General features: G+C 40.0%; 20 protein-coding genes and 1 pseudogene. 10 read left to right on the top strand and 11 right to left on the bottom strand.

What is annotated here, in order from left to right; translation table 11 throughout:
• Nucleotides 1-375: 375 nt before the first annotated feature.
• Nucleotides 376-720 carry a hypothetical protein gene (locus MSWHS_RS06220; RefSeq protein WP_048126889.1) on the bottom strand — a complete coding sequence of 115 codons (345 nt, stop codon included), beginning with the start codon at nt 718-720 and terminating at the stop codon, nt 376-378.
• Between the two features lie 1739 nt (nt 721-2459).
• Between MSWHS_RS06220 and MSWHS_RS06215 the strand changes: the two genes are divergently transcribed.
• The 5 genes from MSWHS_RS06215 to MSWHS_RS06195 all read left to right on the top strand — a co-directional run bounded on the left by MSWHS_RS06215 (nt 2460) and on the right by MSWHS_RS06195 (nt 8261).
• Nucleotides 2460-3365: an ABC transporter ATP-binding protein gene (locus MSWHS_RS06215; protein WP_197074031.1), complete on the top strand. Its 906-nt coding sequence runs from the start codon at nt 2460-2462 to the stop codon at nt 3363-3365.
• Nucleotides 3366-3367: 2 nt separating this feature from the next.
• A complete protein-coding gene (locus tag MSWHS_RS06210; RefSeq protein WP_048126887.1) occupies nt 3368-4771 on the top strand; it encodes a COG1361 S-layer family protein in 1404 nt (467 codons plus the stop codon).
• Between the two features lie 28 nt (nt 4772-4799).
• Nucleotides 4800-6047 carry an ABC transporter permease gene (locus MSWHS_RS06205; RefSeq protein WP_048126885.1) on the top strand — a complete coding sequence of 416 codons (1248 nt, stop codon included), beginning with the start codon at nt 4800-4802 and terminating at the stop codon, nt 6045-6047.
• A 93-nt stretch (nt 6048-6140) separates the two neighbouring features.
• Complete coding sequence (locus tag MSWHS_RS06200; protein WP_048158863.1) at nt 6141-6932, top strand: winged helix-turn-helix domain-containing protein; 792 nt, start codon at nt 6141-6143, stop codon at nt 6930-6932.
• A gap of 99 nt (nt 6933-7031) precedes the next feature.
• Nucleotides 7032-8261 carry a transglutaminase-like domain-containing protein gene (locus MSWHS_RS06195; protein WP_048158862.1) on the top strand — a complete coding sequence of 410 codons (1230 nt, stop codon included), beginning with the start codon at nt 7032-7034 and terminating at the stop codon, nt 8259-8261.
• A 187-nt stretch (nt 8262-8448) separates the two neighbouring features.
• Here the strand turns inward: MSWHS_RS06195 and MSWHS_RS21280 are convergent, their stop codons facing one another.
• Nucleotides 8449-8655: an ATP-binding protein gene (locus MSWHS_RS21280; RefSeq protein WP_048158861.1), complete on the bottom strand. Its 207-nt coding sequence runs from the start codon at nt 8653-8655 to the stop codon at nt 8449-8451.
• A 285-nt stretch (nt 8656-8940) separates the two neighbouring features.
• Complete coding sequence (locus MSWHS_RS06185) at nt 8941-9165, bottom strand: hypothetical protein (RefSeq protein ID WP_048126878.1); 225 nt, start codon at nt 9163-9165, stop codon at nt 8941-8943.
• A gap of 514 nt (nt 9166-9679) precedes the next feature.
• Between MSWHS_RS06185 and MSWHS_RS06180 the strand changes: the two genes are divergently transcribed.
• The gene (locus MSWHS_RS06180; protein WP_231585612.1) at nt 9680-10417 is read left to right on the top strand and encodes a YkgJ family cysteine cluster protein; all 738 of its coding nucleotides are present in this window, start codon (nt 9680-9682) and stop codon (nt 10415-10417) included.
• Between the two features lie 74 nt (nt 10418-10491).
• Here the strand turns inward: MSWHS_RS06180 and MSWHS_RS06175 are convergent, their stop codons facing one another.
• The 3 genes from MSWHS_RS06175 to MSWHS_RS06165 all read right to left on the bottom strand — a co-directional run bounded on the left by MSWHS_RS06175 (nt 10492) and on the right by MSWHS_RS06165 (nt 14023).
• Nucleotides 10492-12726, bottom strand: a complete 2235-nt coding sequence (locus tag MSWHS_RS06175) for a CHASE4 domain-containing protein (protein WP_048126874.1) — start codon at nt 12724-12726, stop codon at nt 10492-10494.
• 547 nt (nt 12727-13273) lie between these two features.
• Nucleotides 13274-13486 carry a hypothetical protein gene (locus MSWHS_RS06170; protein WP_048126872.1) on the bottom strand — a complete coding sequence of 71 codons (213 nt, stop codon included), beginning with the start codon at nt 13484-13486 and terminating at the stop codon, nt 13274-13276.
• Between the two features lie 132 nt (nt 13487-13618).
• Nucleotides 13619-14023, bottom strand: coding sequence for a pyridoxamine 5'-phosphate oxidase family protein (locus MSWHS_RS06165; protein WP_048126871.1), 405 nt, complete (start codon nt 14021-14023; stop codon nt 13619-13621).
• Between the two features lie 669 nt (nt 14024-14692).
• Between MSWHS_RS06165 and MSWHS_RS21935 the strand changes: the two are divergent.
• Both MSWHS_RS21935 and MSWHS_RS21930 read left to right on the top strand, forming a co-directional pair.
• Nucleotides 14693-14866: pseudogene (locus MSWHS_RS21935) on the top strand (fasciclin domain-containing protein); the annotation flags it as partial.
• Complete coding sequence (locus MSWHS_RS21930; RefSeq protein WP_255350513.1) at nt 14847-15005, top strand: fasciclin domain-containing protein; 159 nt, start codon at nt 14847-14849, stop codon at nt 15003-15005. The pseudogene MSWHS_RS21935 and the gene MSWHS_RS21930, both read left to right, overlap by 20 nt.
• Before the next feature lie 191 nt (nt 15006-15196).
• Here the strand turns inward: MSWHS_RS21930 and MSWHS_RS06155 are convergent, their stop codons facing one another.
• The 4 genes from MSWHS_RS06155 to MSWHS_RS06140 form a co-directional block, all read right to left on the bottom strand.
• Entirely contained in the window at nt 15197-15637 is a 441-nt protein-coding gene (locus MSWHS_RS06155; protein WP_048126870.1) for a pyridoxamine 5'-phosphate oxidase family protein, read from the bottom strand.
• A 630-nt stretch (nt 15638-16267) separates the two neighbouring features.
• Nucleotides 16268-17260 (bottom strand): GAF domain-containing protein, encoded by a 993-nt coding sequence (locus MSWHS_RS06150; protein ID WP_048126868.1) that lies wholly within the window; start codon nt 17258-17260, stop codon nt 16268-16270.
• Between the two features lie 298 nt (nt 17261-17558).
• Complete coding sequence (locus MSWHS_RS06145) at nt 17559-18749, bottom strand: HEAT repeat domain-containing protein (protein WP_048126867.1); 1191 nt, start codon at nt 18747-18749, stop codon at nt 17559-17561.
• A gap of 84 nt (nt 18750-18833) precedes the next feature.
• Nucleotides 18834-19784 (bottom strand): class I SAM-dependent methyltransferase family protein, encoded by a 951-nt coding sequence (locus MSWHS_RS06140; protein ID WP_048126865.1) that lies wholly within the window; start codon nt 19782-19784, stop codon nt 18834-18836.
• Between the two features lie 317 nt (nt 19785-20101).
• Between MSWHS_RS06140 and MSWHS_RS06135 the strand changes: the two genes are divergently transcribed.
• Nucleotides 20102-20509, top strand: coding sequence for an inorganic diphosphatase (locus tag MSWHS_RS06135; protein ID WP_048126863.1), 408 nt, complete (start codon nt 20102-20104; stop codon nt 20507-20509).
• A 6-nt stretch (nt 20510-20515) separates the two neighbouring features.
• Here MSWHS_RS06135 and MSWHS_RS06130 read toward each other — a convergent pair whose 3' ends face one another.
• Nucleotides 20516-20713 carry a DUF1508 domain-containing protein gene (locus MSWHS_RS06130; RefSeq protein ID WP_048126861.1) on the bottom strand — a complete coding sequence of 66 codons (198 nt, stop codon included), beginning with the start codon at nt 20711-20713 and terminating at the stop codon, nt 20516-20518.
• 462 nt (nt 20714-21175) lie between these two features.
• On the opposite strand from MSWHS_RS06130, the gene MSWHS_RS06125 reads away from it, so the two are divergent.
• Nucleotides 21176-22318, top strand: a complete 1143-nt coding sequence (locus tag MSWHS_RS06125) for a TIGR04083 family peptide-modifying radical SAM enzyme (RefSeq protein WP_048126859.1) — start codon at nt 21176-21178, stop codon at nt 22316-22318.
• The last annotated feature ends 298 nt before the right edge of the window (nt 22319-22616 follow it).

Raw genomic sequence — 22616 nt, 5'->3', positions numbered from 1 at the left:
AATAGATCTAGAAGAGCGAAAAAAGGAATAATAGCTGTTATTATAAGCTGATTTTCTATTTTTGCTTCACTACTACTATATTTCATATTATATTTTTTTCTAAAAACTGATTAAATTATTGATAATATAAACTAGTTTAATATAATTAAATTAAATTAAATTAAATAGAGCTTTGTCATGAAGCATATTTATGTACAAGAAACAATTATAAATAACAAATAGGACTTACACCCTTGAACTGAGAAACCAATAGCATGTAACATCAAACAGCGTCGCGATGAATCAGTTCGTGCTTTGTTTTGTTCAAGAGCGTAAATCCTATCAGGAAATCAATTTATTTTACAGCCATAATTAGGTGTACTTTAATAGTCAACTTTAGAACTGGCAATTTTTCCATTCATTGTACTTTATTTTCCAATTCTCGTGGTTAGCTTCCCAGATATTATATTTGATTAACCATTTTTTATAATTATTTAACCAGCTTTTGTAATCGCTTCCTTTTTTATCTTTCTTTTCCCACTGTTTCTTCTCTTTGTCCCAGTTTTTCTTCTGTATTTCCCAACTAGTCTTTTCTTTATCCCATTTTGCCTTTTCTTCATTCCATTTTTTAGCATCATTTGACTGTGCGCTTGCCGACGCAGCTGTCAATGAAATTACAAAAAAGACCAGCGTAAAAATACACATGAGCTTTTTTGTTCGATCAAATATTTGTTTATTCATAGGTCCTACTCCTAATTCTTGTCAATTTAATACAATTTTATTGAGAGGATTTATTCTACACAGGACTTGTTCACGTGAGGTTCAAAATAAAGCACAAACAAATCTTACTTTTATTTAGACTGCTTAAAGAATGCTTCAGTTTTCTCAGTTCAACGTATAAGTCCTGCTGCATTCAAATAATCTTATCAACCGTCATTGGCTGACATCCCTGTAATGAATTTTGTTAAAAATAAAGTTACTTACCAAAATAAAGGGTTTAAGGACATTTAATTTATAAAAAAAGATTTATAAGACGTCTAAATATGGATACAACCTTAAATAATGTAATTAATACTTATCAAGCCCTTTAAATGGGCTTTTCGTTATTTTGTGTAGGTTGAAAATAAATACCTGGGAATAATAAAAATATAACTTCAAAATCTCAGTTTTGGGAATTGATCTATAGTTCCAGTTCTCCCAATAATCATTCCTAAACATTATTTTCAGTCGAATACCCCTCTAGCTTGCTGCGGGGATGGATAACTTCCCCGGTAACCGTTAATGATAATATGATTTATCAATCCCATTTTTTTTGGTTGTTAACTTCTACTCAAACTAAATTGTTTAGGGTTACTGTCTCCTTTAACAGAATTTGGAGCGGTGGTGCGAAAATACCCCGTTGCTTGCAGCGGGGTGCGCCAGCGCAACTTTGATTGCAAAAATGGTTCATGGGTTTAAGCTCTTCTCTTGGTAAGTATCCAGGAGGAATTTCACCCCCATGCCCTCTCAGAACCGGATTTGAGCCTCTCACCTCATCCAGCCCCATTATCCAGCCTTAAGAACTTGTTTTGTCCATTGGTTCTTCCCTTGGCCAAGGTTGACCGCAGGTTAAAACTAGATAACACAATCCCTTCGCTCCATGCCCATGAAACTAATACAATATCTGAACTCCAGGGCTCATTCCATCGAAAACAGCTCTCAGGAAAGGTTGGCGTACGATTTGGAATAATCCTGACAAATAATAACCCTTTATAGGGAGTATAATTACATATTAAAGGATGTTTAAAGAATAAATTAACCAAAAAATCCATATAAAAGCTTCATTGATAAATTCATTTCTTATATTTCCTTTTTTCAGTTAAGTATGCTTTTATTATTAAATGCCCTTGATGGAGTTGACTGCCTTAAATCCCTCCTGAGCAGTCAGCTGATAAAGCACCGGTATGAAAGGTGCTTCAGTCAGATTGGGAGTAAACGGGAACTAACACCTGAAAAAGGTACCTCGCAATCAGAAAATTAGAGACCTCCACAACACCCGGGTGTTACCGTTTAAGAATTGAAGAAAAAGCAACAAAAACCCTACACCCCAGAAGATGAGGCACTATGTGAGGCATTATGCATTTCGCCGGTGCCTCATTAACTTATGAAATCTCATAAAACCACATCAGGTCTGATTGGGACACATTATAAGATCCAGCCGGATCACAAAAAATTAAATCACAAAAAATTATCATAATTATATTATTATAAAATTAAATAAGCGATGCTCAAGCAAGTCATGAAAATCATGAGCTACTATCAACCTGATGCTCTGTCTATGAACATCAAACATGATCACGAAAAAAGTAGTGAAAAAGATAGAAATCGGATGAATAAAAAGAAGATCAAAATCAAGTTACTCAAATTCAAGCTACCCTGAAAAGATTCAGCTCAGCCTGAAAAATTCAGCTCGGATATGACTGGCTATTTAGAGGTAATTTATGACACTTACAGAGATTATAGGGACATTTAAAACAAAGTTAAATCCCTCAAAAATTATGGATTCTCTTGAAAGAACAGCGAGTTTCTATGATGAATCCGAGAATGGTTCAGGGGAGGATCAAAAAAACAATCCTTACAGCAGTTCAGCCAGTGGTTCTATCAAAAACTCTGAAGCAGCCAGAATCACCCTGAACGAGAAAGAACCACTTATCAAACTGACTGATGTCTGGAAAATTTACCAGATGGGAGAGGTCGAGTTTGCAGCTCTCAAAGGAATAAATCTGGAGATCTACGAAGGGGAGTTCCTGGTTGTTCTGGGTCCCAGCGGAAGCGGAAAAAGCACACTTATGAACCTACTGGGGTGCCTGGACATACCATCAGAAGGCACGGTTTTCCTTAATTCAAGTGATATTTCAGAACTTGCTGAATCCGAACTTGCCCGCATCCGGGGACAGATGATTGGCTTCATATTCCAGAGTTTTAACCTTATTCCCACGCTGAGTACGGAAGAAAACGTACTCCTGCCCCTGGAATTCCAGGAAGAAGACGCACAGTTAGCCCGTAAAAAGGCTGCATATCTGCTTGATATAGTCGGGCTTTCGGACAAGAGAAAAAACCTTCCTTCTCAGTTATCAGGTGGACAGAGGCAAAGGGTTGCCATAGCGCGTTCCCTGGCTGTTAACCCGCCCATAATCCTGGCAGATGAGCCTACAGGAAACCTGGACACGAAAACGGGAGACTATATCCTGGACTTTCTGGACGGACTGAACACAAAGGAAGGCAAGACGATTATCATTGTAACCCATGACCTAGAACTGGTGAAATATGCAACAAGGGTTGTATACATCAGGGATGGAGAAATCGAAAAAATAGAAAATCGCAAGAAAAACGAAACGGAGGACTAAAAATGAAAAGATTTTCTTTACTCACGCTCTTATTGCTACTTTCAGCAATTATATGCCTCGGAGCGGGGACAGCCCTTGGTTCAAACGGAAATATAGATTCCTCATCCTTGCTGGTGAACCTGACAAACCAGAACCCTGATGTTGCCCGTCCTGGAGAACCTGTTGAACTTACCGTTAGCGTCCAGAATGTAGGAAATAATGATCTAAAAGACATCACTGTTACAGTCAATCCGGAATACCCTTTCACCGAGATTTCCGGCCAATCCCTTAAAAAAGGTATCTCCTATCTGAATGCACGGCAGGATGACAACGAGGGTGGGATCCTTAAATTCAAGCTAATGACAGACTCCAATGCATCTGCCGGTACATATGATATAGACATCATCACTACTTCAAAAAGCGGATCCGGGTCTTCGGCAACTACATACACCACTACAAAAACCATCCAGCTTGAGATAAGGGGTAAAGAATACGCTCAGATTGTGACCATAGACAAGGCAAACATTGACATAGCAAAGGAAGAGACTCTGGAATTCATCATCACGAATACCGGAACTTCCCCTCTGAAAAACATGGTTGTTTCCTGGACAGACCGTGACGGCGTGATCCTCCCGGTATACTCGGACAACACCAAATATATCAAGTACCTGGATGCAGGGGAATCCGTAACTGTTGTTTACTCTGTAATGGCAGATGTAAACGCAGATCCGGGACTTTACACTCTTGACATAAAGCTTGTTCTTGAAGACTATGACTCCAATGAACAAATTATCAATACTACAGCAGGAGTTTTCGTAGGGGGAGAGACCGACTTCGATGTAGCCTTCTCGGAAAGCGATGCTGGAGAGATTTCTCTTTCAGTTGCAAACGTAGGAAACAATATTGCATACTCAGTGAAAGTATCGGTTCCAGACCAGGACAACTACAAGGTATCGGGAAGTTCCTCAACAATTGTAGGAAATCTTGAGAAAGGAGACTACACAATAGCTTCCTTTGATGTAACAAGTACACAGGATACAGGAATGGCTCAGGAACGAGGAACATCGGGTAAAGCAAAAGCAAGTGCTGAAGGAGGAAATTTAACTGCTGCTTCCGCTGAAAACAATCCTCTGAAAGTCCAGATTGAATACACGGATGCAAAAGGAGAAAGAATAACTGTAGATAAGGAAGTAGAACTCGAGATGACCTCATCTTCTGCAGCGCCTGGCGGACCGAGGACATCTAGCAGTAGCAGCGGTCTGAGTTTCTATCTGCCCTATATTGCGTTAATAGTGCTTGCGGGTGGATTATTCGTGTACCGGAAGAAAATACAGGAAAAGATACTGGCAAAGAAAGAGAAAAAATCCGGAGATAAAAAACCTGGAAACAGAAATGTGACTGTAAACCTCCAAGAGACTGAAAAATAAACATCCATAGAAAACGGAAGGATGCAAGATGAGAAATTCAACCTACCTGAAAATGGGCCTGAACATGCTTGTACACAGCAAGCTCCGTAGCTGGCTGACCATTATTGGGATAGTTATAGGAATCGGGTCTGTTGTAGGCATCCTCTCCCTCGGGGACGCTATGGAAGAGCAGGTTCAGAGCAGGCTCGCTGAAATGGACTTGACTCTGATAACTATTTCCCCCGGATATACAAAAGCATCGTCAAACATGCCCGGTCCCGGAGAACGTGGAGGAGGAGGTGGTACGACAACAGATGTCGAATTAACGGATGATGATATTGATGCGCTTCAAGGCCTTGACGGTATAGAGTACATTGCAGGACAGATTTCCGGCAGCGAACCTGTGATCTATTCAGGGGAAAATGCAACTATGCCAATCACAGGAGTCGACCCGCAGGTCTGGCAGTACATGACCACGCTCGAAACACAATCAGGAAGGCTGCTCGAACCTTCAGACAAATATGTCGCAGTCATCGGAAGCAGCGTTGCCACTGAAACTTATGACCAGGAAATCGGAATCAATCAAGTAATAACAATCAACGGAAAATCAGTGAGAGTTGTCGGTATCCTTACAGAAGAAGGCCAGGGTGACAGAAGCATTTACATGCCAATCGATGCGGCAGTAAACCTGATTGACGATGCAGAGGAAGATGTCTACGATACAATCACGGTGAAAGCCAAGAGTGAAGACCTTGTGGACGGACTGATGGAAGATATCGAGGCGAAGCTCATGATTTCACGGGGCATTATCCAGGAAGACAACCAGGACTTCTCTGTCAGCGCCTCAAAATCCATGGCTGAGTCTGTTACCGAAATGACGAGTTCGATGACCCTCTTCCTCGGAGCAATTGCAGCCGTATCCCTCCTTGTAGGAGCCGTGGGTATTGCAAACACTATGTTTACTTCTGTCCTTGAAAAAACAAAAGAGATAGGGACTATGAAAGCCATTGGGGCAAAAAATAAGGACATTCTTATGATATTCCTCTTTAACTCTGCAATGGTGGGTCTTGTTGGTGGTATCCTTGGAGTAATTCTTGGAGGTTTTGTTTCCACCCTCTTCCCTTACCTGGGCGTGACCCTGATGAGAGGAGGGGGAAGCTCTTCAGGCATATCCCTTGCTTCTGACCTGATGGCTTTCGGGCTTATCCTGGCAATCGTAATAGGTGTGGCTTCAGGAGTAGTCCCGGCTTACAGGGCTTCGAAACTAAAGCCAGTAGACGCATTGAGGTACGAATAACCGGGAAGATAGGAGTTTAAAAGAAAGGATCAAACCTTTCTTAATTTTTTTGCCAGGGAAAAATCAGGGAATGAAGGCCGGAAATGGGATAAAATGAATATTATTGACCTAGCAATTCTCTCTGAAAAAAGGAGAGATATACTCTTACTTATAGAAAAGAAACCAGGAAATTTTGAAGAGATCGAAAGTTTACTTGACATAAGTTCTGTTTCATTAAGGTTCCATATAAAAAAACTTTTAGATTTCGGGTTTCTTGAGAAAGAAGAGGGAAAATATAAGTTATCGGGTATGACAATACCGATAGTTGATAATCTGAAAAGATTTCTGGATTCACTGACTTTCTTTGAAGAAAATATGGATTACTGGAAGAAACAGGACCTTACCCCTGTGCCCGACTTTTTGTTGAGAAGGTTAGAAGAGCTGGGCAGGTTTGAACTGATCAAATCTGATACAGCGCATATGTTCGAAATCCCTCAGGAAATTATGGATAATTTAAGAACGTCAGAGGAAATTTCGGTTTTTTTCTCCTGTTTGCATCCGAAAATCCTGTTCCTTTATTCAGAATTTGCAAAAAAAGGCTTGAAGCTCTCTTTATGTGTGACAGAGCCTATAGCTGAGAAATTATTCAATAATTTTCCTGCTGAAACAAAAAAAATTATGGAAGCTGAAAATACGAAGCTGTTTGTTTGCAGCAGGAATGTGAACCTGCCTATCTTTGTGGTAACAGACCGGTTTATGGCAACAGAACTTTTCCTGAATAGTGGGAAACTGAGCAGTCAGTTCATGATATGTTCCGAAGATGGAGCTCTGCGTTGGGGAAGAGAATTGTACAGGCATTATGAGGGGGTTTCCAAACTGTCTAAACCGAGCCCTGCAAGCCCGTAAAAATCTAAAACCACTGAAAGGAAAAATGAACTTCGTATGAAGAAATAAGAAAAAATCAATATCCGAAGATCGAAAAAGAAGACAAAGGGGAAAAGCCGGATGGTAGGTAACAGAATGAAAAAAAATGGTATAATTTTGCTGGTTGTCTTTATACTGGCTGTATCTGTCTGTACCTGTGAAAACCTGAGGGCAGGAAATTCCGGAACTAACCGGGAAACCGATTGCATAACGAGTATTTATGAAGCTATTTCCAGGAGTGTTATTCCCAGTGAGACCACTGCAAATATTACTTCTTACCCTACATCCATTGAAAGCCAGATTTTGGGAAGCTGGTACTTCAATCTGATAGATACTATTGAAAATAAAAATAATCCTGTTCAAAGCTGGAACTGGAAATTCAACCTGCCTGCCGGGGAAGTAGATACGATGCAAAATCGCCAGCCAGCTATGAAGCAAAATCACCAGCCAGCTATGAAGCAAAATCACCAGCCAGCTATGAAGCAAAATCACCAGCCAGCTATGAAGCAAAATCGCCAGCCAACTTTAAGGAGGGAAAAACCGGATCATTTACCTCCTTCCATGGCCAGAGAAAAGCCTGTTAGAAAAGGAATCCCTGACAAAGAAGAATTGAATAATTTCATGGAAGAACAGGCACGGCAACAGGAAGATATAACACCGAACTATCAGACAACACCGAACTATCAGACAACACCGAACTATCAGACATATGTCACCCCGGATGCTGAAGCTGTAAACTCTTACCTCGAAAAAAATGATCTCGATGACAAGTACGAGATTTATGATGCTGCCCTCTCCTGGACCTGGGTATCAGACGAAACTCTGAACAATGTTGAGGAAAAGTGGCTTACCCCAACTGAGTTTCTGGAAGAAACTCCTGCTTATTCCGGCAACCCGGTATATGGTAAACCTGCAAGTGACTGTGAGGAACAGGCAAATTCTCTGGCTTCCCTTCTGATAGCTTCAGAAGAATACGACGAGAGTACAGTGCGGGTTGCCATAGGAAAAGTCGATTTTGGAGATATTAGCGGTGGGCACGCCTGGGTTGAAGTTTGCGAGAATGGAGAATGGTTCCCTCTGGACCCTACTGACGGGCCTTATTATGATGACAAAAGCTCAAAACTGATACCTGCAGATTCCCCGGATATCGATTATGACCAGTACAGTGATTGTACATACCCGGCTGTGGAAATCTGGTATTACTACAATAACGAGTATTTCATAGATTTAGGCATGCAGATTAAAAATGCGCCAGTGTCCTGGAAAAAAATCCCAAAAAGCTATCAAAAAATACAATCGGGTCGGTATTGACATTTCCGACCTATCTTATTTTAACTTTGGGAGTTATTCATTCCTGTCTAATGGGGATAGAAAAACCGAAGATGCTCCTTTTCCAACTTCACTTTCAAACCAGATGCTGCCACCGTGGAGCTGTACAATTTTTTTACCAGAGCAAGCCCAAGTCCGGTTCCCGGATACTTTTTTGAAGAGGAAGAGTCTATCTGGCTGAAAGGCTTAGTTTGTCATGATCAACTGCCGCAATATCTATTCCTTCATCAGATACAACTATCTTTATAAAGTCGTTGCTTTGTGTTGCTTTAACTCTTACACACCCGTTTTCATTTGAAAATATGACTGCATTGATCTCGGTTAAGGAGTTTTCTTGCCCGAAAGCTATCGATTTTGTACTATAAATCGATCTCAAACTTTACCCTCTTTACCTAAAATCGATACTCTGCTCCAGCCCATATTATATTAAAATTTTAGATAACTGTTGTAGAAATAGGGCAATTTATTATGGTTCCTTTCTTAACCGAAGACACATGAATATGACTGCATTTGTCATCAGGTTGCTGAGAACCTGCATGATTCTCTCCCTATCTGCAAAAACTCTGGGCAGGCTATTCTCAATTTCAAACTTTATTTTTATTCCTTTACTGGCGGCAAATGGGAATAGTACATCCCGAACTTCAGCAAATACTTCAGTCAGCTAAAAAGTGCTGTAATGCAGTTCAAAGCTTCCTTCTTCTATTTTTGAAAGATCAAGGATCTCATTAATCAGGTTCAACAGGTGTTTTCCGCTACCTGAGATATTCACGATAGCCTTGAGCTGTCTTACATTAAGTTCCCCGTAAATATTATCATATTCTTCCGTACCGTAATTTCTACCCCAGTTTCCAAAATTGCAATAGAATCTCCGGTTTCCGCCACACATGGGCTTTAACCTGAGAAGCCAGGTCTTTCCCTCAGAAGAGGTAAACTCCTGATTCGTCCCTCAGAAGAGGTAAACTCCTGATTCGTCCCTCAGAAGAGGTAAACTCCTGATTCGTCAGTCGGGAGCCTGAGAGTATCGGGGTTTCTGGATAATGTTCTTATCCGCAGCCTGAGGGCTGTAATATGTCAGTTTTTTAGTCTCAACCGTTAACAGATCCTCGTTTTTGAGGGCAACTTTGTTTGCCTAGAGAAGATTAAATTTTGGGTCCCTGAGTAACACTATTTTTTCAAGAGAATTAAGATTTTTGCTACATATAGTTTAAATCATAAAAAATTTAGGTTAGACTGGTAAATTTTTTATACCCAATTTCTCTTTCGGGAACTATAAATCTGTTAATATTTTTATTTACAAGTAAAACTTGTTATTTCATTATTTAAGCTTGACAAAATAAGCTTTAGGAGGCATAGGTGTAAATATAACTTAATAAAAATGTAACCAATACACTCAGTTTTACATGGCCGAGGTTTTTAGATTGAGATTTAAAAAGATACCTATACATATGTACGAGAACTTCCACAAGATATTTAGTGGAAGTAACCAGAATACTATTAATATTTGCAGGAACTGCGGAGGAGCTTGCGAGTACAATAAAATCGGAACTCTGCTCCCTGGAGAAAAAGAATATATGGCAAAAAAAATGGGTATAAGTGTTTCCGAATTCAAGCTAAGGTATCTGGATATTTTAAAAATGGACGATGGAACTCTTGTTCACGTATTAAAGCTTGGAGAATTATGTCCTTTTTTGAACAAAGAAACCGAAGTATGCGAATGCCGTGATTTCAAACCTATAATCTGTAAAATCTACCCTGTTGTTTTTATGGTTGAAGCCGGAAAGGTACATTTCACAATAGATAACTGGTGCCAGTTATCAAAAAACAAAGTTTGCAGGAACTATTTCAAATCTGCAATCCCCCTTTTGTCCAGTCTTCCAATTCAAATTGAATGGTTCAACCATGTGGTAAGTTACGATAACCTTTATTTTGATTATGACCAGTTAAGAAAATGCCGAAAAGGAAAAAATCAGTATGCAATTTTTACTCTGGAAGAACTTTTAAGCCTCCAGAGAGATCCTGTGAAAGCGTATAGGGTTGAAGCATCTAATTTAGAGAAATCTCAGGTAGAAATGTATAAGATCAAAATAACACTTTCCAGAACTGATTGCTGTCAGGAAATAGAGGAGCTTTCCTTTTAGCCATAAACTAAAAAATTTATGGTTTAAGGATGAATCAGCATTACCAAACGGCTTTCAGTCAATTTGGCTTCGATTCAATCCATTTTCGAGTTCCCCTTAAAAGTCCGGGTTTTCAGCCGTTTCTGCACCTTTAAGGGGTTTGATTTCACTGTTGTCTCCGTTTTTTTATCTCCGTTTATCGGAAGTGTGAAAATAAAGGTACTTCCTTCCTCTATTTTACTACTGAACCAGACATATCCCCCATGCAGGTTAACAAGCTGTTTAACAAGTGCAAGTCCAAGACCTGTCCCCTGGAATTGTTTTGAGGAAAAGGAATCTACCTGACTGAAAGGTTTGAAAAGCTTGTTCTGATCCTCAACATTGATCCCTATTCCATTGTCTTTAACCATCACTTCTAACAGATCCCCCTTCTTTCTTGCCTCTATCTTCACAAGTCCATTTTCGTGCGAGAACTTTATAGCATTATCCAGCAGGTTGTACAGGATCTGAACAAAACGAGCTTCATCAGCACGGATTGTTGTAAGGCTTTGATCCACCTGGATTTCAACCTTAATATGTTTCCTGCCTGCAATAGGGGATAACATATTTTTGACTGCATTAAGTTCACTGGCAAGCTCAAACTCTTTATAATCGAGTTCGAGCTTTCCGGCTTCTACTTTGGATAAATCAAGGATATCGTTAATAAGATTAAGAAGGTGTTTCCCGCTATTGGAGATGTTCCTTACAGCCTTTAGCTGTCTTACATTAAGTTCCCCGTAAACATTTTCATACAGGAGATCGGAAAACCCTATGATTGAGTTAAGAGGGGTCCTCAGTTCATGACTCATGTTTGCCAGAAATTCGCTCTTCGTACGGTTTGCGACCTCTGCAATCTGTTTTTCCTGAAGAAGTTGCTCGGCTTTCTTCCTTTCCGTAATGTCTCTGCGAGTTTCCATAACTCCTATAATCTTTCCATTTTCATCAGTCACAGGAATTGCCTGGAAAAACCAGATCTTCCCGTCTTTTGAAGTAAACTCTCCGGACTTTTTCTTACCTGTCACGAAAACATGTTCAAGCCGGGAATACTCGACCACCTGACCATGTACAACCTTAATTGCATTTAAATAAACACCAACTGCATTTTCAAGATCCAGTTGCATATATGAAAGGGCAGCTTTATTTGCCCATATTATTTTCATTTCAGGGCTCACAAAAACAACAAGTTCGTTGAGTGAATCAAGCAAGACTTTTTTTTCGCGTTCCTGGGCCTTTAACTCCTGCTCTGCTAGATCGATCTCGTTTAACATTCCGTTTATTTCCTTTGACAGGCGATATAGCTCGTCACTGTCTTTCAAGGATAAACGTTTGGAGAGATCTTTTTCCGACCTGACTTTTGTAACGAAATTGTCAATCTCAACCAGTCTTGAAACAAAGAGATTATCAAGTGCAAATTTAACTCCGACCCCTGTCACAAGCCCGGTTAGCAAAAGGAAAAAATACATATAGTTTAGGGTTTTCTCACCATGCAAATAGAGTTCTCTTGGGAAGTCGGCTCTGATGATTAGGGCAGGTTGGCCCGAGATATCCCTTAACTCAAAATAACCTGCTACCTTCTCTTCACTGAGAGGTTCCACAAGGATCGTGTCAGGAGTTTCCGAAAATATATTAAGTGCCTCCTGAAAATCGGGAGGCATTTCCCGATCAGTCCTGTACATAGACAGGGAAGAGCGAGTAGTGTCTTTGAAGGATTCAAGGAGGTAATTGTCAAAAAACCTCCCGAAAATGAGAGTGCCCTTCGAAGGTCCTTCGTATTTTGTCGTAAGAATCGGATGACATGCAATAAACATGGGGCCTTCATCGAGCAAAACAATACCACTTATAGTATCGTCTTCTCCTTTTGTCAAAAGAGTTCCGTCCTCGATCATTTTCAGAAGCCCTGCTGGAACCGGCATTTCTTCTACAGAATTAACATCCACCGATTTTACATAGACCACATTCCCTGACTCATTAACAAAAAGCATTACATTAACTCTAATCCCTGCAAGCGTTTCATTCTGAAGGTCCACATCAATATACTGCTGGTTTCTATCTTCGATAAACTGGTAGGTATCATCCCAGCAAGCCCAGTCCTGGTCAATGTAATCAATATACCCCTGTCGGGTGGAGACTGCGTTTTGCACACGTTCTACATTCTCCAAAGTATCAGCCTGCTCAAGCTCCAAAAAATTGGACAGCTGCATGTTGTGCGTGAACGTAAACGCAGCCGTAAGGACGGCAAAAATTAAGAGGGTTATTATAAGAACCTTTTTGCTGATATCTATTGTAGACACCTCTAAAGACTTGAAACTAAAAAGGAGCTTAAAGTTAAGTGTATTATAAAATATTAAAAAGAAAAGAAACTATATAAAATTTAGCAAATTTAGTAAATAAATTTAGAGAGAAATATATTACTGATATTTCTATTTATATCCATAGTGTCACGGAAAAATTAGAAAGAACATAAATAAGCTCTTCCAAAAACTTAACTCTCTCCAGAATCATTTTACGATTACTCTTTTTCTGACATTAAAATAGAACTGCTCTGCAATTTCAGTACTTCCTTTCAGGTATATAATTTTCATACCAGAGCTGAGGGAAATTCCTGAACGTTCTTATGAAAATAAGGATTCCATCGGAAAATGTAGCCAGTTCCCGAATATTTCTATAGACTTCAGATTTCAGCAGCCCAGTATCGGCATACAGACCAAACCTGAGCAGGTTTACAACTACACTTATTTATTGTCCTGCCCCCACTCTCATTTTCTCACATATTTTTCCAAAATTTCCTCAAATCATTTCATTTATACCTGTACCTGCTCCTTTCAATATTTGTTGAATTTACTTGTTTTTTGAATTCTCAGGAAGTTTTTTATCAGGAGTAACTCCGTAATACTTTGTCCTTGCAGCTCCCCAGATACAGCCATTTTTCCCAAAGATCTTCAGTTCAAGGTTCTGAATAGACTTGCAGACACTATTGCCTGCTCTTGCACCTTTACAGACTATGCAGAACTTTTCACAAAAAACAGGAGGTTTTCCTTTATTTTCAACCATATCCTCACTCCCGATTATTTGTATTCTTCAGATTGGGACCCTGTATTATTCATTAATGCACTTATTTGACAGGATACCTGTATAAATGGTTATTTTGACCGGTAAATATTTTTATGCAGGGTATATTTCCGGTTAGAGAAGTTTCTTTCCGGCCTCAGGACCGGGAGCACATTGGAAGACGTCGCTTATCCCGACTTCTATGAGGGTTTTTGCAGGAAGACCTGGCTTTGCAGCATTCACAATTGCTTTCATTTTATCGAATTTTTCACCTGAACTGATAATTGTAGCTTTTCCTTTTATCTGGAAGCATCCGCCTGTTTCCGGACCCCACACATAAATTGCAACATTCGGATTTTCTTCCAGGTTTGCCAGGGATTTAACCATAAAGTTGTCTGCAATCCAGATAGTCTCATCATCCACAAGCTGGCAGAAACCTATAGGCACTACGTTAGGAACGCCATCTTTTGAAGCCGTTGCAACAGGGAAGATCTTTACTTTTGAAAAAGCAGTTTTCATCTCTTCGTTTATCTTTACCATAATATTTTCACCAGCAAGATTATTTGCAGTACAAATTTATATATTTAAGCGTTAGAATTCTGTACCAAAAGAGATATTTGTGTACTTTAATAACCTATCATGAATAAATAAGTATAATTAACTCTTATTTAGACCAAAAAGAGGATAATATTGATTTTTAAGAATATCAAAGATCTGGAGAGGTAGATAATGGGTAAAAATACAGTGCCTGATAAATTCAGAAGCTGAGAGTCGGGAAAAATATAGGGTAAAAAAGCTTTTTTTGAGAATTAATGCCAATATTATGTTTTAAATATTAAATTACCACTTATTTTGGTTCAGAAATTAAAAAAAGACATTTATTTTGATTTCAGATCAGATAATCTTATATAAAATTTAGCATCTATCGTAGATGAGAATATAGCATTTAATATATATATTATTTTCCAGCTGTTCAAGCCCTACACAGGAAGCGGAAAATTAAGTCGGTAAAATAGTCGAGAAAGTAACTGAGGAAGCTGGAAGTATTGTTTAAGAAGCAGAAGATATAGCTGGCGAAAATAAAACCGAAACAGTGTCGGATAAGAACATCGTTCAAACTGCGGAAGATGCCGGTTTCTTCACAACTCTTATTACGACCATAAAAACTGCAGGGCCTGAGGAAAACCTCAGTGGAAAAGGACCTTCACGGTCTTTGCCACTACCGATGACGCCTTTAACGCCCTTCCGGCAGGTATGCTCGACAGCCTGCTTAAAGATAAGGCAACCCTGACCAGAGTGCTTACCTACCATGTGGCCTCAGGAATGTATATAGCCGCTAATGTGGTGGGAATGGCATCCATTGATGGAAATGACATCCATTAAAACACTGGAGGGAAGCAAATTCCCGGTCAATATAACCGATGGAGTAAAAGTTGGGGATGCAAACGTCACAATGACCGATATCAAGGCCGACAACAGGGTAATCCACGCAATAGACAAAGTGCTGATCCCGCCGGAATAACCGTATTTATGAAAAAAGAATCTTTATTTATTTATTATTTTTTTTGTTTCTGGACCTTCGTTTGAGGCAATATTCAAAAAAAAGCGGCCTGTAAATAGAAATAAAAACAAAAAAATGTCGTTTTTTAGCCTACATTGTTCTCGGAAATCAACCTGTTTCAGAAATCAACCTGTTTCAGAAATCAACCTGTTTCAGAAATCAACCTTTACCCTATACCCGAACTCAATGCTATAATCCAGATAATAGACAACCTCGGGTTCTATTTTTATCATGATAGTATCCGGATCAGGCGGCATATCTGCAGTAATAGGGAATTTGGCTGTCATGATCTCACCGATTTCCCGCAGTTCCCGCTCATCGATAACTATCGATGCCCTGCCTTCTACCTGAAGTGCCTGCATATCAAACCAGTCAGGATCATCCTCATCAACAGTAAATGCTACCTGCGGATTTTGCATGATATTCTGGACTTTCCGGGTGTTTTTATTTGTTGCCAGGTATACAATTTCGTTTTTGGAAACATACGCCATTGTATGAGCCATCGGCCTGCCCTGAGGGCTCAAGGTTGCGAAGTTCAGGTAATAGTGAGTTGCAAGGTATTCACAAATCTTATCTTTAAGATCTTCTGTCATATTCCCCCACCAGATGTTGTAACTTTCAGTCAGACCCCACAAGGAGATCTTTTACATCAAACCATTCCAGATACTATATTTAGACATTTTTCAATTAATTCTATGAAAGAAAAAATATACTGATGATCCACTGATATTTTCAGTCATTTCCCCATACGGTTTATGGAGATAAAATTTATAAATTTTACTTATAAATATATGGGCAATATTTATGAACTACCCCTAAGCTAAAGACTTAGCAGCTTCTCACTTCATAGAAAACCATCGGCATCTCCATAAGTGTTAATTCGGGCTATACCATCCCTACTGAGTTATGTCCATTCGTCCGTTTAAGCTTTACATGACGTCAGTTTCGGCTTTACATGAATACGAACTTGATACAGTGGGTTTATTCAAGACCTATAGAGCCTGATGGCAAACCCTTGGAAAAAGGTTGCTTGGTTTTCACATATCTTAATCTAATATAATATTAGACGATGGTGCATATGAAAGCAACGAATATCAAAAATAATGTTGAGAAAGTTGACGTTTATACCCATGAAATTAAGATTTCATAGGTTTTACGCTTCTTCCTATAAATTTACTTATAAATTACGGAACCTACAAATAAAATGCAGTTGGAATAAAAAATCAGGACTTTCGCTTCTTCACACATTCTTTTAGTTTTTCTTCAAGTCGGATACGGGAAATAAAAACCCCAAACTGGGTTGCAATGGTTTCAATAACCGTGCGCACGCTATCCGAAAGTTCATACTCTATCCTCGAAGCAAGATAAAAGGCAGCAATAACCTTTTTTCCGGACCTTACAGGAATTATTGCCGTAGCCCTGAGTTTTTCCTGCCGGAGCGCCTCATCTCTAGAGGTTAGAAGAAGGTCTATGTGCTGCTTATAGACAGGCTGCCCTATCATAACGAGCTTGGCATTTGGAGAACTTGCACTAAAATTAGAGGCATTCTCGACAAAGATAGGGGAAAGGCCACGATGGATAGCAAGAGACATATCGCCGGTCTCTTCATCAATCAGATAGATACCACCAGCATTGATTTCATCTATCTGGAGACATGAATCAAGCAACCTGTCAAGCGTCTCATCCAGGTGAGTTGAAGTGCTCAGAGCAATTCCAAGGTCCCTCTGGATATAAAGCAACTTCTCTTTTCTTTTTCGTCCGGTAATATCAAGGATTATGCCTTTAAGGTACTTTACGACCCCGTTCTCATCGGCTTCGATAAAGGTTCTTTCATCAACCCAGCGTACTTCTCCGGACTTTGTCAGTATCCGGTATTCCTGAGAGAAGTCAACGTATTCTTCTTCAATCCTTCTTGATAGCTCTCTTTCGACCCTTTCAAGGTCGTCAGGGTGCACAATGTTCCCATAAAGAAGTTTTCCTGATGTGAATTCTTCTACCGTATACCCGAACTGCTTTATATTCTCAGAAACAAACTCTGCAGGCCAGTACTTCTCGGGACGCCACAGGAAAACAGTGACAGGGACTTTATTTATTACTGAGATCAACTCCTTTGCCATCTCAAGTGCATTGCATAAAGCCATCTCATTGAGATATTTGCAGGACTTTTGCCTGCTACTATTTCCATTTTTAGCCGTATTCGAAGCCACTTTAGCCATCTTATTCTCCTTACAGGAACCTTTTACAGAAAACCATGAAAAAATTTCACATATTTAGTCTTTTTGCTACAACTAAATAGAAACACGCAATAAATTAAAAAGATTGTGGTTTGAACTTCCAGAAATATCAAGATGCAGAGGCACATTATGGTTAGAACGATGTAATCTCGAAACATGGCAATTAATAAGAAAAAATAAAAACCGAGGGAAAAATATATAAGTCAAACTCAAATCAAGCTTCTTTTTGAAAATAAAGAGGGGCAGGAAAAAGATATAAAGCAAGATTCTTTACCAATTTTTATACCGTTTCGTCCTGCCAGCCGTCTATTAATTCCCGTACAGCTGCATCTCTTACGAATTCGTCTTTATCTTTAAGAGCTATATCCTTAATCAGAGGAAGAGTATCCGGGTCAGCATGCCAGATTTTTGCAAGCTCTTGAACTGCAGTAATCCGTACGAAATTATCGCTGTCATTTAGCAATCTGTCCCTTATAAGGCAGAGAGTTTCAGGCTTTTCATGCCAGACTTTTACAAGCTCTTCTATGGCATTTTTCCTGACCGAATAATGTTCATCAAAAACAGCTTTTTCCAGGATCAGTTCAAAGGTCCCAGGCTCTTCAGGCCACAAGGAAGCGAGCAGGCTGACTGCGGTTCCCCTGACCATATTGTCTTCGTCGTGAATGCACCTGTCCCTGATAAATCCCAGGATGTCGGGCTCATTTCGCCAGCCGTTTGCAAGTTCCTGGATTGCAACTCCCCTTACAGAATAATGGTCATCCTTTAATGCCCTTTCTTTTATAAAAGGAACGATATCTTCTCTATCGGACCATTTCTCTGCCAGTTCCTGCAAAGCCGCACTCCTTACAGAGTAGTGTTCGTCGTTCAGGGCTTTATCTCTGACGAGCTGAAAGACAGCCAGCTCTTTACTCCAGTATTTTGCGATGCTCTGGACAGCAATAACCCTGACAAAACCATCGTTTTCCTTTACAACCCTTCCTGTTATAAAATCCAGGCTGCAACAGCTTTTACCCCAGCACCTGGAAAGTTCCTGAAGAGCTGTACTCCGGACGAATTTATCTTCTGCGTTTTCAGCCCAGTCCCTGATAAGATCAAGAATTTCAGGCATATACTTCCAGTTCTCTGCAAGTTCTCTTACGGCAGCCCTCCGGACCTCATAATTAAAGTCTTCTGTCGCCCTTTCTATTATAAGGGGAAGTGTTCCGGGGCTTTCCTTCCATAACCTTGCTAGTTCTTGAAGGGCGTTTTTTCGGACTGAATAATGGCTATCCCTGACAGCTCTCTCTTTAATAAGTTCAAAAATATTTTCGCTGTCGCTAAAATTTTTTGCAAGTGTAAGGAGAGCTTCACGTCTAACCGTATAATCCTTATCTTTTACTGCCCGATCTTTAAGCAACTCCAGAGACCTAAAAGAAATTGCCTCTTTTTCTTCAGTATCTACAGGGTGCTGAGATATAACATTCCCAGGCATTTCTTTCCACCTACTTATTGTCTACCGGTAATTTAATATCTACCAGAATTAGATTAACCTTAAGGAGATATTTATACATATTATTTATATAACATCCCAACTTGACATTTTTTTAAGCAAGTCAAAAACCCACCTGCTAACGCCAGGGGCAACGTTTCCGCAACGCCTGTAAAATTCAACCTCTAATCCCATTTTTTTGTATTCTTCAATCAATTCCGGGATCTGAGAATCGGTTTTGAAAGTGTAGAAATGGATGTGCCCCCCTCTTCTTACAAGTCCTGAAACCTCACCGAGAAAATGGTCCATGCCGTAAGGGGTTGGCATAATTGCTCTATCAAATCCTTTTTCCGGAATCTGGAATCCGTCAATTTTCCCGGATTCAGAACAGGCAATTCCAGAAGGTGAAACCACACTTTCAGTTTCAACCACATTTCCGAGATCGATATAAGGGTTTAAAGAGCCAGCGTGGCGAAGAATCAATTCAGCATCTCCCTGAATTACGGTCACCTGCTTTTCAAGTCGGTTCAGACGGACATTTTCTTTCAGGCAGCCACAGGCATCGGGGTTTATTTCGATTGCACAGACCACTGCTCCTTTTCCTGCGGAAGGGAGCACAAAGGGGCCCACACCTGCAAAAGGGATCAGGACGGATTCCCCTGGAAGAACTTTTGAGGCTACACGTGCCCTTTCCCAGTAGAGCCTGGGATTGAAAAAAACTTTTCTTACGTCCATTCTGTATGTGTAACCGTTTTCTCTGTGAAAGGTTTCTGCAGATTCACCGGAGAGAAATTCAAATCTGGCTACCCTGTGTTCACCTTCAAGCTTGCTGACCTTGTTGAGGACAGCCCTGGTATTGCCCCTCATCGAAAGGATCTTTGAAACAATAGAGTCCCTGTAAGCCTCAAGTTCCTCCGGAATGGAAACTACTACAATATCCCCTACATAATCAAAGCGTTTTGGGACTAAGGGAAGCAGGGGAGGTTCAACTATTCCTCTCATTGCATCTCGCAGGGTTACTCTATCTCGAAAACTCATATCAGCATACCTCTGCCTGATAAAATTACAGACCTTCCTCCGCTCAGGTTCTTTATCAAGACACTTAATCGAAAACTTAATTATTCAGGCACCTATTCAGGCATTTTATCTCTACAGATATTTATTATTTGACTTTCACTCCTCTGCTCTTTCAGAACTATTAATTTTCATTTTTTCTCTGTTGAAAGCCAGTACAAAACATATAGAGTAACAAAAGGATTGAAATTGCGAAAGCTACAAAAGGAAACAAAGCCTGAAAAAAAGGAAGCGAAAAAGATATAAAAACTGATCCTGAGCATACGCAGGAAAAATTATATATGAAAATAATTATAGAAACTCCCAAATACAGTTTTTCAAAATACCAAAAGACAGAAAAAGGCTATGAAAGAGCTTTTTTTTCTCCCCTTCCCACCATCTTTAATTATGGTTTTATAGAAGGCACAAAAGGCCCTGACGGTATGGAAGAAGATGTGGTCGTGCTCGGTCCCCGCATGTCCAGAGGGGACACTCTTGAAAGAGAAGGTTTTGACGGCCTGGTAAAATTTCTGGATAACTCCGTTCGAGACGATAAAAAAATAGTATATATTAGTGGCTTTTACTCTCCTTCTCTGCTCGCTTTTTATTTCAGGCTTTATGCCCTGTTCAAAACCTTTCTCTATGCCCTACACGAGGGAAAAATTACAAGGTGCAGGTTTGAAGGAATCGTATTTGAGAAGTTACATTGAGTTTTCTCATTTATTTTCGGCTTCTTCTTTCTCAAGTACGACAATTCGCGCAATCGGAGCATTTGTTTTCACGGATTCGATCCCCTTCAAACAACCTTCCTTGCTTTTATACCCCTGGCTTATCGTGATGATCTGCCCGTTTCTTGCTCTTAACCTGAAACGGTATTCATTTGCTGCATCAATATATACTTCAAATTTTGGCATTCAGTTCCCCCTTGTTTGGTTAGATGGTCAATTTTCAAAAGCTCTGTTATTTCAAAAGCTCTGTTATCAATGTCTGAAATTTCAGGTTCAAGAGATTCCCCGAAGGGTTCCCGAATCCTGTAATTCATTTGATTTCATTTATTTAAATAATATTCTATGCAAAAAATTAAGAACTTTACTTTAAAAACTCCCTGAATTACCCTCCCTGGATGAAGAATAATGAAGCAATATTTATAGGAAGTATCCCGAATTAACGCTCATGGATATGCCAATGGTCTTCTATAAAGTGAGAAGCCGCTAAGTCTTTAGCTTAGGGATAGTTCACAAGAGCCAAAAATCTAAAAAGAAAGTTGTAAGTAAAAATCCATCAGAAAGAGCTATCTAATAACCGATTTATCAGGGAAGGGCACTTTTAGAAAACTACTAATAATTTGAAGAAGCTTAAAAAAAGGTGATTTAAAGATGCCTTTCCACGTGATGCTAATCCCTACCCTTGGCTGTCCTGCAAATTGTAGTTATTGCTGGAGTTCCGAGGAGAAATCCCCTATAATGAGCATCGAAACCATAAAAGAAGTAGTTGAATGGCTCAAAAATTTCAGGGAAGATTCGGTTACCTTTACCTTCCATGGAGGGGAGCCGCTCCTGGCCGGCGCGGATTTTTACCGGGAAGCTTTACCTTTACTTGTTGAGGGTTTAACCCCCAGACAAATCGCTTTTGCAATCCAGACAAATCTCTGGAAGCTTACTCCGGAGATAGCCCAGATTTTTGCCGAATACAATATTCCGGTTGGTTCCAGCCTGGACGGCCCCCAGGAGCTTAACGACCTGCAAAGGGGAAAAGGATATTATGAAAAGACTATGAGAGGCTATGAGATTGCAAAAGCTCATGGACTGAATGTAAGGTTTATCACCACATTCACCTCTCATTCCATAAAGTTCAAGGAAGATATTTTCAATTTTTACCTGGAAAAGGGTTTAATCCTTAAACTGCACCCCTGCCTGCCTTCTTTAAAGGACGACAACCCCGATAAATGGGCACTTGACCCGGAAGAGTATGGAAAACTGCTAATCTACCTTCTTGACAAATATCTGGAAAACATGGGCCGTATTGAGGTCATGAACATTGACAACATGTGTAAAGGTGTGTTCACAGGCCGGGGCACTGTATGTACCTTCGTTGACTGTATGGGGGATACTTTTGCAGTGGGCCCTGATGGCGGGATATACCCATGCTATCGCTTCGTAGGCCTGCCAGAGTACGTAATGGGCAATGTTTATGATCACCCGACTATGGCAGACCTGGCCCAGTCCGATGCCTGGAAACTCATGCACCAATATAAGGAGTATGTGGACACAGCATGCGGCAAATGCGCCCATATCAGGTACTGCAGAGGCGGGTGCCCTTACAATGCCATAGTACCCACCGACGGGGAAATAAAAGGTGTTGATCCACACTGCATTGCCTATAAGATGGTATTTGATGAAATAACCAGTCGGGTCAACGAGGAAATGTTCGGTTCCTCTGGCATGGAAAATATGTTTCAGCCGCAGTCTATGAAATCCTCCAAGTCAGGCATAATGTCCCTTATTTTAAAACGAACGTAAAAATAACAAAAGAGATGTAAGCCTTCAAACCATAACAGAGGAAGAAAAACACATTTGAGATGCCATCTCTGGCTCAGATCATAAGCGAAAAAAGCTCATTGAGTTGAAAGTAAGAGCTTTCCACTCAATTTGAAGAGAATACGTGTTTTACTCTTTCTGTGTTATTCCTCTCCTATTTCTTTTCTGAATTCTATGTAATCTCTCTCGACTTCTTCGAGCTCGTATTCCATTTTATCCCCCATGTTAGGTTAAACAGGTTTTGTTTAACAGGGCTTCGCATGGATATAAGGGCTATGCA

This window comes from Methanosarcina sp. WWM596, from assembly GCF_000969965.1.
Lineage (GTDB): Archaea > Halobacteriota > Methanosarcinia > Methanosarcinales > Methanosarcinaceae > Methanosarcina.
This window is presented reverse-complemented; position numbering and strand designations above follow the sequence as displayed.